This window comes from Veillonella intestinalis (assembly GCF_943193155.1).
In the GTDB taxonomy this organism is placed as follows: Bacteria; Bacillota; Negativicutes; order Veillonellales; family Veillonellaceae; genus Veillonella_A; species Veillonella_A intestinalis.
Map to the genome: position 1 here is coordinate 120546 of NZ_CALPDB010000004.1, position 13177 is coordinate 133722.

The window sequence follows — 13177 nt, forward strand, 5'->3', positions numbered from 1 at the left end:
GAAAAGAAAACACCTTTGCCGGAAGTTGGCAGGGGTGTTTTTTCTAATTTGACATCTATTTTTGTTAAAAATACATTGTATTATTCTGAAAAATAGATGTCTTTTTACAATAATCAACTCTAAAAAGACGTAATTTTTTAAAAAATGGATTGCAACTATTAGTAAAATGCATTAATGGAAAAAACAAGTGATAACTAGTGGTTCGGGCATCCCATACCGTCAGTTATTCGTCAAAGATGCTTTGGCTATGCAGATTTAGTAATGGATTTTAGACGTTTTTCGGGCTTTGGAGTATTTAATAATCAAAGGGCCTGTGCTATAATGAACTTGTCTTTAAAAGGAAATAAGCAATTTGAGAAGGGGACCAAAAAACGTCAGAAATTAGGATTTAGATTAGGAATTTCTTGAAGAGCTTGTTTCAGGTATATGTTTTCGGAAAAGAGGATTAGACACATGGGAAACGTAGTAAAATTTAAGTATGAACAACTTGACCAACTTTGCGTAGATGCTTTCGTGAAATTTGGTTTCTCTGAAAAAGACGCTAAAATTATTCGTGATGTATTATTGATGTCTGATATGTATGGTATCCAAAGCCATGGTATGCAACGTCTTGTTCGTTACCATAAAGGTATTGAAAAAGGTACTATCAAAGTTGATGCACAACCAGAAGTTGTTTTCGAAACTCCAGTATCTGCTGTAATCGATGGTCATGATGGCATGGGTCAATTAAATGGTCATTATGCAATGGAATTAGCAATTAAAAAAGCTAAAGAATCTGGTGTAGGTATCGTTTCTGTACGTAACTCCAACCACTATGGTATTGCTGGTTACTATGCTAACATGGCTGTAGAAGAAGGTTTGATTGGCTTCTCTTGCACAAACTCCGAAGCTATCATGGTTCCTACATATGCTCGTAAAGCAATGTTAGGTTCTAACCCTCAAGCTTGGGCAGCACCTGCTGAACCTTACAACTTCTTCTTCGATGCTTCTACTACTGTAGTAACTCGTGGTAAATTAGAAATGTACAATAAATTAGGTAAAGAATTACCTGATGGCTGGGCTTTGAATAAAGATGGTAACCCTTCCACTGATGCAGCTGACGTATTGAAAAACATCTCTGCTCACGTAGGTGGCGGTATCATGCCACTTGGTGGTAACACTGAACAATTAGGTTCCCATAAAGGGTATGGTAATGGTATGGTTGTTGAATTATTCGCAGCTATCCTTTCCATGGGTGGTACTTCTAACCACTGCATGAAAGATGGTAAATCCAATATTTGCCACGGCTTCATGGCTATTAACCCAGCATTCTTCGGTGATGCTGATGCTATCAAAAAACATTTCTCCACATTCTTAACTGAACTTCGTGAAGCTCCTAAAGCTGAAGGCGAAGCTCGCATCTACACTCATGGTGAAAAAGAAATCGAAGCAGTTAAAGACCGTGAAGAAAATGGTATCCCTGTAATTGATAAAACAATGACAGAAGTATATGAACTTTGCGAATACTTAGGTCTTGATTTCTCCAAATACTTTGGCGATTACAAACCACCAGTAGCTGGTGATATGTTCACTGGTAACTATTAATACTAGTACATTTTATTGATAATGCACCTAGCACATATGACGCAATCCTTAATTGCGCAGTTTAATAGGAATGGCATAGCCTGTTAAGCAGAATGAATGGCAGCCCATACTCGCTTGAGTGTGGGCTGTTTTGTTTCTTCTTGAAATAACTCCTCAACAGGGATAGCTTAACATGATACAATAAAGAAAATAATTGTATTTGAATTATTGGTTGTATTTATAGAATATTTAAAAGTAATTAAAAGTATTTAAAATCTTTACAGTGTGATAATAAAATGCATAGTGTGAGGATGAATACATAATAGCAAGTTTTTGAGATAAAGGAGTCAGCAGTATGACGAAAAGAGAGATTAATGCCGTATGTCCTTACGATTGTCCTGATGCCTGTGGGCTAATAGTAACAACTGAAAATGGTCGTGTAACTAAAGTGGTAGGGAATCCTAACCATGCTTTTACGCGGGGAATGCTCTGTCCTAAAATGGCGCATTATGAGGAAACCATTCATTCCCCAGAACGCTTATTGACACCTTTAAAGCGGACGGGACCTAAGGGCTCTGGTGAATTTACGCCAATTAGTTGGGACGAAGCCATTCAAAGCATTGCTCAGAAATTTAAAGAGAGTTTGGCTTTGTATGGTGGTCAAAGTATTATGCCCTATTCGTATGCTGGTACTATGGGACTAATTCATAAAGCGGCGGGGTTTCCTCTGTTTGCTCGTTTAGGTGCGGTGCGACATAATCGAGGTATTTGTTCTCCTGCTAAAACTTATGGCTGGCAGATGATAATGGGAAATACTTTTGGAACACGGCCACAAGAGTTAGGTCATAGCGATTGTGTCATCTTGTGGAGTCTTAATGCACTTGCTACAGATATCCATATTATGCATGATGTGAAGGCAGCAAAAGCTCGTGGCGCTAAAGTTTGGGTTATTGATATTTATCATACGATTACTTGTGATCAAGCCGATGAAGTAGTGGTAGTGAAACCTGGCACCGATGGAGCTTTAGCTATGGGGATTCTTCATATACTAGAGCGAGATGACCTTGTAAACCGTGATTTTATTGAAAAGCATGTTATTGGGTATGATAAGCTTGTTCGAGCTGAGCTAGGTACTTATACACCAACTAAGGTAGCGGCGATTACAGGTGTTTCAGTAGAACAAATTGAAGCTTTAGCACAGGCTTATGGGAAGGCAAAAGCGCCTTTTATCCGTTTAGGTAGTGGTTTATCCCGTTATGGTAATGGCGCCATGACAGTGCGAGCTATTGCATGTCTGCCTGCTGTAGTTGGGGCTTATGAAACCTTAGGTGGTGGCATGTTAAGTGATGCTAAAGGTAGTTATTACATTAATGATGGTGTTATGTCTTGGGACCTTCATGCTGGTAAAGTAGTACCTACCGTGCCTATGGTAAAATTGGGAGATATATTAAATAAAAAAGAAGATCCTATTCGCTGTCTCTATATTTACTCCTCTAATCCTGCGATTACAGCGCCAGATCAGAATCAAGTGCGTCGCGGTTTACAGCGGGAGGATTTGTTTACAGTAGTACATGAAAGATTTTTAACTGATACGGCTAAATATGCGGACATTGTTTTACCGGCTACCTCTTCGGTAGAAGCAGATGATATTTATAATTCCTATGGCCATTATACAAGTGCTATTGGTTACAAGGCGATTGAGCCTATTGGGGAAAGTAAGTCTAATTGGGATACAATTTGCTTATTGGCTAAGGCTATGGGCATTACAGATCCCTTCTTTGATAAGACGGCGCTCGATTTAATTCAAGATACATTAGATAGGGCGACTCATGTTAGTGAAGCGGATAAAGCTAAATTATTAGCAGGCGAACCTGTTGAGATGGCCGTACCAGCTAATTATAAGATGAACTTTAAGACGTCATCAGGTAAGATTGAGATTTATAATCCAAGGGAACAGGCTATGTTACCTACTTATGTAGCACCTTATAGTGAAACGGTGGCTAGTGGTGAATACCATTTAATTAATGCCCCTGATATTCGTATTTTAGACTCTTCGTTCTGTGAACGTGTATTTGATAGGACTAAACCACTTATGGCAGCTTGGATACATCCTGACGAGGGGATTAACTTGGGGGTACAAGAAGGTGATTTAGTAGAACTCGCTAATGAGCAAGGAACTTTGCAAATGCCGGTATTTTTTGATAAAGGGGTACAACCTAAGACGGTTGTATCGTATGGTGTGTGGTGGCAACGTTATTCATCAGATGCTCAGGCAGGTATTAATGCATTAACCTCATCAAGGTTAACTGATTTTGCTGAAGGAAGCACTTTTTATGATGTAAAAGTAGATATTCGGCCTGTATCTTGATTTTTAATGCAATCTCATAAAAATTTTCTATAAATAGAGTGGTTCTATTAAAGGTGAAAAATAGTTTATTTAAATGCCTTGAATATAGGGAAAATGCGCATTTCGCTGTAATGGTGAAATGTGTTTTTTCTATATGGTTTTCTCTTTTTAAAGAAAGATATGCAAAAATGTAATAAATAAAACTAGGAAATATTTCAAAATACATTTGTCCAATTCTTAAAAACGTTGTATAATCTAATGCAAACCTTAATTTAATAAGAGAGAGGATGGGGATTATGAATACGGAAAATGTTAAATTAAGTAACCGAGCCTATATCGCTATTGGCTTGATGTTGTTCGCTCTATTTTTTGGAGCTGGTAATCTAATTTTCCCTGCGTCCTTAGGACAACAAGCAGGCGAAAATGTTTGGTGGGCTATTTTAGGCTTTATCATTACTGGTGTGGGTCTGCCATTACTTGGTGTTATGGCTATGGGTTACTCTGGTTCTAAGGACGTACAGGCTTTAGCTAGTCGCGTACATCCAGTGTATGGTTTCATTTACACGGTATTATTATATTTGACAATTGGACCTGCTTTTGCGATTCCACGTACGGGTACAGTATCTTATGAAATTGCAGTAAAACCATTTTTAGGTGGGGCGGCTAATGATACAGCGCAAACTATGTTCTTAGTTGTGTTCTTTGCCCTTACGCTTTGGTTATCTATTAACCCAGCTAAGTTAGTTGATCGCATTGGTAAAGTGTTGACGCCATTATTATTAATTAGTATTTGTGCTTTAATTATTAAATCATTGGTTACACCAATGGGTGGGTATCAAGAGCCGACAGATGCCTATGCTACTACTGGTGTAGCTATTGTGCAAGGTGTTTTAGATGGTTATAATACGATGGATGCGTTGGCATCATTAGTATTTGCTATTCTTGTTATTGATTTTGTTAAGTTGTCTGGTGCTCAGACAAAAGAAGAAATTACTTCGGCTACTTTTAAAGCAGGTTTAATTGCTGTGGCTTGGTTAGGCTTTGTATATATTTTCGTAGCTAATCTTGGGGCTACTAGCGTTAGTCAACTTGGTATTTTAGATACCGGTGCTCCTGTATTGGCAGAAAGTGCTAAATTGTTATTTGGTAACATTGGTGCTTTAATTTTGGCCGTAATTGTATTATTGGCATGCTTGACTACAAGTATTGGTCTTGTAACATCTTGTGCTAAATATTTCTACCGTGTATACTCTGGCATTAATTATAAAATTTATGCTGTTATTTTCTCGGTAGTGTCCTTCTTTATTGGTATGTATGGCTTGAAAACTATCATCGTAGCCGCTATTCCAGTATTAATGTTCTTGTATCCATTGACAATTGCTATTATCACTTTGGCTTTCTTGAATAACACATTCCAAGGCCGTCAATGTGTATATGTTTGGACTATGGGTTTAACTTTAATCAGTGCTTTTGTAAGTGGTTGTGAAACAGCGGAAGTAAATCTTGGTGCTTTTGGTCAATGGTTTGCTACGTATGTGCCATTCCATGATGTAGGTATGGGTTGGATTACCTTTACGGTAGGTGGTTTAATTATTGGCTTTATCCATAAAACGCTTGTATCTAAACCAGAAGTAGCACCTGAACAGGAAGAATCTGTAGCCTAAAGGATAGACGCTAATCGGGGGAATCAGCGTACTACAATCAGTAAATAAGATTTTAGGTAAAACTTAATCAGAAACTTTATAAAATGAGTAGTTCTACATAGAACTACTCATTTTTTATATGTCTACAAATTATGAAAATAGTGTATAATGGATAAGTAAAACAGTAGCTTATAGTAGTATAGGAGGATTTTTGGTGAGTTGGTTGCGTAGGAAGCCCTTAGCTGATTTAACAGCAGTGGCAGAGGAGAAAAAATTGTCAAAAGCCTTGAGTGCTTTTGATGTTACCCTATTAGGGTTAGGTGTTATTATTGGGACTGGTATTTTCGTATTGACGGGTATTGGTGCTGCTGATTATGCAGGCCCTGGTTTGATGCTCTCGTTCGTATTGGCAGCCATTACTTGTGCCTTTGTTTGTTTAGCCTATAGTGAACTAGTTGCTATGCTACCTGTATCTGGTAGTGCCTATACCTATACATATGCATCCCTAGGCGAGTTTTTCGGCTGGTGGGTTGGCTGGGGCTTAGTGTTGGAATACTCCGTAGGCGCTAGTGCTGTAGCCGGTGGCTGGTCTGCCTATTTGGTGGGGATTTTACATGCTGCCGGAATTGATTTACCTCATGCTTTAACAGCGGTTCCTCATGATGGTGGAATCGTTAATTTACCAGCGGTTTTAGTGGTGTTATTTGCTACAGGTCTCTTAGTATTGGGGATTCGTGAGAGTGCCAAAGTAAATCGGGTGCTTGTATTAATCAAAGTAGGTACAATCTTCTTGTTTTTATTCCTAGCAGCCCCTCATGTAGATCCTGCTAATTGGGATCCATTTTTACCTTATGGTTGGCAAGGGGTTACAGCGGGAACCGCTATTCTTTTCTTTGCGTATTTAGGTGTAGATTCGTTAGCTACAGCGGCGGAAGAAACGAAGAATCCAAAAGTAGATATGCCGATTGGTATTATTGCTTCGCTCGTTATATGTACGATTTTATATATTGCTGTTAGCGTTGTTATGACTGGCGTAGTACCGTATCCTCAATTAGATACAGCAGCACCAGCCTCCTATGTGTTGGAATATGTAGGTATGCGGGCTGGTTCGGCCATTGTAGGGACTGGTGCTCTTTGTGGTTTATCTACGGTGTTGTTGGTTATGATTTATGCGCAGACCCGTGCTTTTTATGCTATGAGCCGAGATGGTCTAATTCCACATAGCTTATGTCGTATTCATAAGAAATATCGTACGCCTCATATTATTACGATGGTTGTTGGCGTAGTAGTAGCCTTGATTTCTGGGTTTACCCCTATTCATGTGGTGGCTGAAATGTGTTCCGCTGGTACCTTATTTGCTTTTATGTGTTCCGCTTTAGGCATTATGGTATTGCGTCGGGTATATCCTGATGTGAAACGAGATTTCCGTTGTCCTGCTGTATATGTGGTGGCGCCTTTAGCTATTTTATTCTGTGCATTTGTTTTTTCCCAATTATCAGCCCATACAATTCAATTATTTATGGCTTGGAGTGTATTAGGATTTTTGATTTATATGGGTTATAGTCGTAAACATAGTGTGTTAGGACAGGCTCACCGAAGTGATTCTTAAGATAACATAGAATATGTATTTAAGATAAAATAGAATATGCATTCAATGTGCACTATGAGTGGATATATGCTCATAGTGCATATTTGTTTTGTTTAATAGATATGGATATTTGTCCGCAAAATTTTGAAAAAATTAAAATTTTTACTTGCTATTTTAGAAATAGGGTGTTAATATAGTGTACAACAATACACAAGCAGTGGATGTATTGTTTGATGAATTTATAATTTCGTGCTAGTTAGCACATAGCGTATACAGTGGAAAGGAGGACATGTCATGTTAGGTTTAGTAGTAGTCATTATTAGCTTGCTCATTATTATTGACATTATTGTCATTAGCCATGAATACAACTTAACAGACATCGTCTTAAAAGTTTCCACAAATCATGGGCCTGAGCTCACCTCAATGAGAGGTTTTGCAAGCTAATATAAAGTAGCTTAGGACATGTAATACATTTTCATATTTGTGCGAGACAATACGAATATTTTATACGGTACTTTTGAGACGATTCTTCGGAATCGTCTTTTTTTATTACATCACCTAGTGGTGATAAAGGAGAGAAGAACATGCGTAGTGATAATTTTTCAAAAGGTGTAGCGAGAGCACCTCATCGGTCCTTACTAAAAGCATTGGGTTTTGTGAATGAAGAAATCGGTAAACCTGTTATTGGTATTGCGAATTCCTTCAATGAGATTATCCCGGGCCATATGCATTTACGAAACCTAGTGCAAGCTGTTAAGGATGGCATTCGCGAAGCTGGTGGTATTCCTATGGAATTTAATACCATTGGTATTTGTGACGGCACGGCGATGAATCATATTGGCATGAAATACTCCTTAGTAACGCGGCAGATTGTGGCTGATTCCATTGAAGCCACGGCGATGGCCACCCCGTTTGATGGGCTAGTATTCATTCCTAATTGTGACAAAATTGTGCCAGGCATGTTGATGGCAGCAGCTAGACTCAATATTCCTTCAGTCTTTGTAAGTGGTGGTGCTATGTTAGCCGGTAAGCATAAGGGTAAGCGAGTCGGTCTTAGTGATGTGTTTGAAGCGGTTGGCAAAGTAGAGGCTGGCTTGATGAGCGAAGAAGAACTAGCACAGTTAGAAGATACCGCATGCCCTACCTGTGGTTCTTGCTCTGGTATGTACACGGCGAACACAATGAATTGTTTGACTGAGGCTTTGGGAATGGCGTTACCTGGTAATGGTACAATTCCTGCGGTGTATTCAGAACGATTGCGCTTAGCAAAACGAGCTGGATTACAGATTATGGAGGTTCTTAAAGCCGATTTACGGCCAAGGGATATTTTAACACGTGAAGCCTTTGAAAATGCAGTGGCTGTAGATATGGTCTTAGGTGGTTCTTCGAATACGGCGCTTCACTTGCCAGCGGTAGCGTATGAAGCAGGTGTTCCACTCACGTTAGCAGATTTTGATAGAATTGCACAAACTACACCGCAATTATCTAAGCTGTCTCCTTCAGGGTCGTATTTCATTGAAGATTTGTATGAAGCAGGTGGCATTACAGCCGTATTGCACCGTTTACAAGAAGCACATAAGCTTCATGAAACAGCAAAAACTGTAGCATTAGTTACGCAAGGTGAGTTAGCTCAAGTAGCTAAGGTAATAGATGAGGATGTGATTCACTCTTGGACAGATCCAGTATATCCAACGGGCGGGATTGCCGTTCTAACTGGTAATTTAGCACCTGATGGCTCTGTAGTTAAGGCTGGTGCGGTGGATCCAGAAATGTTGGTACATAGTGGCCCTGCTCGAGTTTTTAATAGTGAGGAAGAAGCTTGTGAGGCTATTACTAGCAATCAGATTAAGAAAGGAGACGTCGTTGTTATTCGGTATGCAGGACCAAAAGGAGGTCCTGGGATGCCTGAGATGTTAACGCCTACCTCTACGATTACGGGAATGGGCCTTGGCAAAGAGGTAGCTCTTATTACAGACGGTCGTTTCTCGGGCGCTACACGGGGTGCATCCATTGGTCATATTTCACCAGAAGCGGCGGCTGGGGGGCCGATTGCTTTGATTGAAGAAGGTGACATTATCGAAATTGATATTCCGAACCGTAAGTTAGCAGTACAGTTGAGTGATGAGGAATTAGCGGCGCGTAAGGCCAAGTTTACACCTCGTGATTCAGGGGCTACAGGGTATTTGAAAAAGTATGCCAGCCATGTATCGTCGGCCGCTGAAGGGGCTATTGAGAAATATTAATTGACGACGTGAGAAATCGTCATATGGGAGAGCGGACATTTTATATAGAGCGTTTAACGCAATATGCTATAAAGAGCAATACCCTATAATAGGGAGAACTAGTGAGAATTAGTGAAAATTAGAGAGAACTTGAGAGCAGAGAGAACTAGATATAGAAGAAATATCGAATAAGGGGTGTTGAGAGAACCCTAACTGATATTTGAAGGATAGAGAGTAGAGAGAACTAGGTATAGAGAATACAAGTAAGAGAGCAAAAGAAAAGGATTGGTACGATGTTAACACTTTATGATTTTATAGAAGCCCGTGAGCGATTAAGCACTGTGACAGTAAAAACAAAGTTAATTCACAGTAATGTTTTTTCGGAAGAATCGGGAAATGATGTATATATTAAGCCGGAAAATTTACAGCGTACAGGATCCTTTAAATTGCGAGGCGCCTATAACAAGATTGCTAAGCTAACCAAAGAGGAAAAGGCTTGTGGGGTTATTGCTTCGTCGGCTGGCAACCATGCCCAAGGGGTTGCTTTAGGGGCTCAAAAATTAGGTACAAAGGCGGTTATTGTTATGCCAAAGCCTAGCCCTCTTATTAAAGTGGAGGCTACCCGCCAATATGGTGCTGAGGTTGTATTAGCTGGTGAGGTCTATGACGAAGCTTATGCAGAAGCGGTGCGTTTACAAAAAGAGAATGGTTATGTGTTTGTTCATCCTTTTAATGATGAAGATGTCATTGAAGGGCAAGGTACCATTGCTCTTGAAATTTTGGAAGAATTACCTGATGCTGATATTTTATTGGTTCCTGTTGGTGGTGGTGGTTTAGTAGCCGGTGTAGCGGCAGCGGCTAAATTAAAAAATCCTTCTATTAAAATTGTTGGGGTTGAACCAGAAGGGGCAGCCAGTGCTGTAGCTGCTTTGAAAGCGGAATCGCCAGTCGCATTAGAGAGTGTGAGTACCATTGCTGATGGTGCGGCGGTGAAGCAAATTGGGGACGTTACCTTACAATACATAAAAGAGTATGTAGATGAGATTGTAACGGTGTCTGATTATGAATTGATGGAAGCTTTTTTATTATTAGCGGAAAAGCACAAAATTGTTGGTGAAAATGCAGGTCTTTTATCTGTGGCAGGGCTCAAGAAGTTAAAGGAAAGAGGCAAAAAGGTAGTCTCTATTTTGAGTGGAGGCAATATTGATGTATTAACTATCGCTTCTATGATTAATAAGGGTCTTGTTCTACGAGGACGAATTTTTACTTTTTCTGTTAATTTGCCTGATAAGCCAGGTCAATTGGTGGCAGTTTCACAAATTGTTGCAGGACAGAATGCGAATGTAATTAAATTAGAACATAATCAGTTTAAAAATCTTGACCGTTTCCATGAAGTGGAGTTGCAAGTAACGGTTGAAACAAATGGGGAAGAACATATTCAACGAATTACAGAAGTGTTTGCAGAACATGGCTATACGATTCATCGTATTAATACAAGTGAAGTCAACGAATATAGCCGCTAAGGAATGAGAGTTGTCGAGATAGCGGTAAAAGAGAAGAGAGGATGTGAACACATGAGTACAGAGACAATCAATGGGGCTAGAATCGTACTGGAAACATTACATCGCATAGGTGTAACGGACTTTTTTGGCTATCCTGGGGGCGCGGTTATTCCTATTTATGATGAAATTTATAAATACCATGAGTTAACACATTACTTTGCTCGTCATGAGCAAGGGGCTGCGCATGAAGCGGATGGTTATGCGAGAGCTACCGGTAAATGTGGTGTTTGTTTAGCTACTTCGGGACCTGGAGCAACTAATTTAGTGACTGGCTTGATGACAGCGCACATGGATTCGGTGCCGGTGTTAGCTATTACGGGACAAGTGGGGAGGTCGTTACTGGGTAAAGATGCCTTTCAGGAATCCGATATTGTAGGTATCACTATGCCGATTACTAAAAATAATTACCTAGTTAAATCCATTTATGATTTACCACGGATTTTGCGGGAAGCCCATTATATTGCTACCACAGGGCGTCCTGGGCCAGTGTTAGTAGACATTCCTAAAGATGTACAGTTAGCTAGTATTTCGAGAGCTGAATTTGATCGTCTTTGTGAAGAGCCCTTTGCTTTGGAAGGCTATGAGCCAACCTATAAAGGTCATCCTTTACAGATTAAAAAGGCGGTGTCCTTGCTGAAATCTGCCAAACGGCCTCTCATTATTGCAGGGGCAGGCATATTAAAAGGGCGGGCTGCGGATGAACTGTATGAATTGGCTACGAAAGCACAAATTCCAGTGACGAATACTTTGTTGGGGCTTGGTTCTTTTCCAGGTAATCATGAACTATTTTTAGGAATGCTTGGCATGCACGGCACGGCAGCGGCCAATTTTGCTACTGATGAAGCGGATGTGGTATTAGCAGCGGGGATTCGCTTTGATGATCGCATTGCGGGGAATCCAGAAGCCTTTTGTAAACAAGCTAAGATTATTCATATTGATATTGACCCTGCTGAGATTGAAAAGAATCGCAAAGTAGATGTGCCCATTGTAGGTGATGTAAAGCAAGTTTTGCAAGCAATGAATAGCGCTATGACTGAACTTTCGCATGAAGAATGGGTAGGGCAAACGAATAGGTGGAAAGAAGAATATGCCCTACGCTATCGAGACGTTTCAGAAACGCAATTAGTACCACAAAAGGTATTGGCTACATTGAATGAATTGCTACAAGGAGACGCTATCATTGTTACCGATGTAGGGCAGCATCAAATGTGGGCGGCTCAATATTTTACCTATCAATCGCCTAATAGTATTGTCACCTCTGGTGGTGCCGGCACAATGGGCTTTGGTTTGCCAGCTGCTATTGGCGCGCAAGTGGGACAACCAAATAAAAAGGTTGTCTTAATTGTTGGTGATGGGGGCTTACAAATGACGGCCCATGAATTATTGCTTATCAAACAATATAAGTTGCCAGTAAAAGTTGTTTTACTAAATAATTCTTATTTGGGCATGGTGCGACAATGGCAGGAATTATTCAATGATAAACGGTATTCCTTCGTTGATTTATCCGTGAACCCTGATTTCCAAACCTTGGCTGCTGCTTATGGTGTACGCAGTGTTAAAGTGGAAGGACAACATGATTTAAAGGCAAAATTACAAGCGGAACTTGAATCTGATGAAGGCGTATTAATTGAATGTATCGTAGAGCGTGAAGAGAATGTGTATCCTATGATTCCAGCTGGTATGACTGTAGGGGATATGCGTGGCGCAAAGGGGGTGGCCGACGATGGCGAATGAACATCAAATCTTAGTGATTACTAAAAATACACCAGGTATTGGTGCTCGCGTGTTAGCGTTGTTTAACCGTCGTGGCTACTCTGTAAAAAAGATGACTTCTGGGGTTACCGTCCAATCAGGCTATGCGCGGATGACGTTGACTGTAGATGCAGATAGTAATACATTAGATCAAATTCAAAAACAAATTTATAAAATTATTGATGTTGTTAAAGTAAAAGTGTTTCCTAAAACGGATGTAGTTCGACGTGAACTGATGCTCCTTAAAGTAAAAGCGGACGATCAAACGCGGTCGCAAATTGTACAAATTGCCAATATTTACCGTGGTAATGTATTGGATGTAGGGCCAAGTTCATTGATTATTGAGCTGACTGGTGATGAGGAAAAGCTCCGTGGTTTTATTGATATTATGAAGCCTTATGGAGTGCTTGAAATGGCTAAAACGGGCGTGACGGCTATGAGTCGAGGCGAACGATTATAAGCATAGAGTAAGAGGATATATTTATTATTATTCTACGACG

9 protein-coding genes are annotated in these 13177 nt (G+C 40.0%); all 9 read left to right on the forward strand.

Features of this window, described 5'->3' with window-relative positions:
• Positions 1-453: 453 nt before the first annotated feature.
• The 9 genes from NFR44_RS05835 (at position 454) to ilvN (ending at position 13137) form a co-directional block, all read left to right on the forward strand.
• Positions 454-1584: an Ldh family oxidoreductase gene (locus NFR44_RS05835; protein ID WP_251441953.1), complete on the forward strand. Its 1131-nt coding sequence runs from the start codon at positions 454-456 to the stop codon at positions 1582-1584.
• 334 nt (positions 1585-1918) lie between these two features.
• On the forward strand, positions 1919-3931 hold the full coding sequence (locus NFR44_RS05840; protein ID WP_251441956.1) for a molybdopterin-containing oxidoreductase family protein: 2013 nt from the start codon (positions 1919-1921) through the stop codon (positions 3929-3931).
• A gap of 275 nt (positions 3932-4206) precedes the next feature.
• On the forward strand, positions 4207-5574 hold the full coding sequence (gene brnQ / locus NFR44_RS05845; protein WP_251441959.1) for a branched-chain amino acid transport system II carrier protein: 1368 nt from the start codon (positions 4207-4209) through the stop codon (positions 5572-5574).
• Between the two features lie 193 nt (positions 5575-5767).
• Entirely contained in the window at positions 5768-7162 is a 1395-nt protein-coding gene (locus NFR44_RS05850) for an amino acid permease (protein WP_251441961.1), read from the forward strand.
• 273 nt (positions 7163-7435) lie between these two features.
• Complete coding sequence (locus NFR44_RS05855; RefSeq protein ID WP_251441963.1) at positions 7436-7585, forward strand: hypothetical protein; 150 nt, start codon at positions 7436-7438, stop codon at positions 7583-7585.
• 140 nt (positions 7586-7725) lie between these two features.
• Positions 7726-9384: a dihydroxy-acid dehydratase gene (gene ilvD, locus NFR44_RS05860; RefSeq protein ID WP_251441966.1), complete on the forward strand. Its 1659-nt coding sequence runs from the start codon at positions 7726-7728 to the stop codon at positions 9382-9384.
• A 272-nt stretch (positions 9385-9656) separates the two neighbouring features.
• A complete protein-coding gene (ilvA, locus tag NFR44_RS05865) occupies positions 9657-10886 on the forward strand; it encodes a threonine ammonia-lyase (RefSeq protein WP_251441968.1) in 1230 nt (409 codons plus the stop codon).
• 51 nt (positions 10887-10937) lie between these two features.
• The gene (gene ilvB, locus NFR44_RS05870) at positions 10938-12659 is read left to right on the forward strand and encodes a biosynthetic-type acetolactate synthase large subunit (RefSeq protein WP_251441970.1); all 1722 of its coding nucleotides are present in this window, start codon (positions 10938-10940) and stop codon (positions 12657-12659) included.
• Positions 12649-13137: an acetolactate synthase small subunit gene (gene ilvN, locus NFR44_RS05875; protein ID WP_251441973.1), complete on the forward strand. Its 489-nt coding sequence runs from the start codon at positions 12649-12651 to the stop codon at positions 13135-13137. Before ilvB ends, ilvN begins: the two co-directional genes overlap by 11 nt.
• Positions 13138-13177: the final 40 nt, after the last annotated feature.

What these genes read in the sequence shown, in the direction of transcription:
- brnQ (WP_251441959.1), top strand. Translation starts at nt 4,207, where the DNA reads ATGAATACGGAAAATGTTAAATTAAGTAACCGAGCCTATATCGCTATT.
- ilvN (WP_251441973.1), top strand. Translation starts at nt 12,649, where the DNA reads ATGGCGAATGAACATCAAATCTTAGTGATTACTAAAAATACACCAGGT.
- ilvB (WP_251441970.1), top strand. Translation starts at nt 10,938, where the DNA reads ATGAGTACAGAGACAATCAATGGGGCTAGAATCGTACTGGAAACATTA.
- NFR44_RS05855 (WP_251441963.1), top strand. Translation starts at nt 7,436, where the DNA reads ATGTTAGGTTTAGTAGTAGTCATTATTAGCTTGCTCATTATTATTGAC.
- ilvA (WP_251441968.1), top strand. Translation starts at nt 9,657, where the DNA reads ATGTTAACACTTTATGATTTTATAGAAGCCCGTGAGCGATTAAGCACT.
- ilvD (WP_251441966.1), top strand. Translation starts at nt 7,726, where the DNA reads ATGCGTAGTGATAATTTTTCAAAAGGTGTAGCGAGAGCACCTCATCGG.
- NFR44_RS05835 (WP_251441953.1), top strand. Translation starts at nt 454, where the DNA reads ATGGGAAACGTAGTAAAATTTAAGTATGAACAACTTGACCAACTTTGC.
- NFR44_RS05840 (WP_251441956.1), top strand. Translation starts at nt 1,919, where the DNA reads ATGACGAAAAGAGAGATTAATGCCGTATGTCCTTACGATTGTCCTGAT.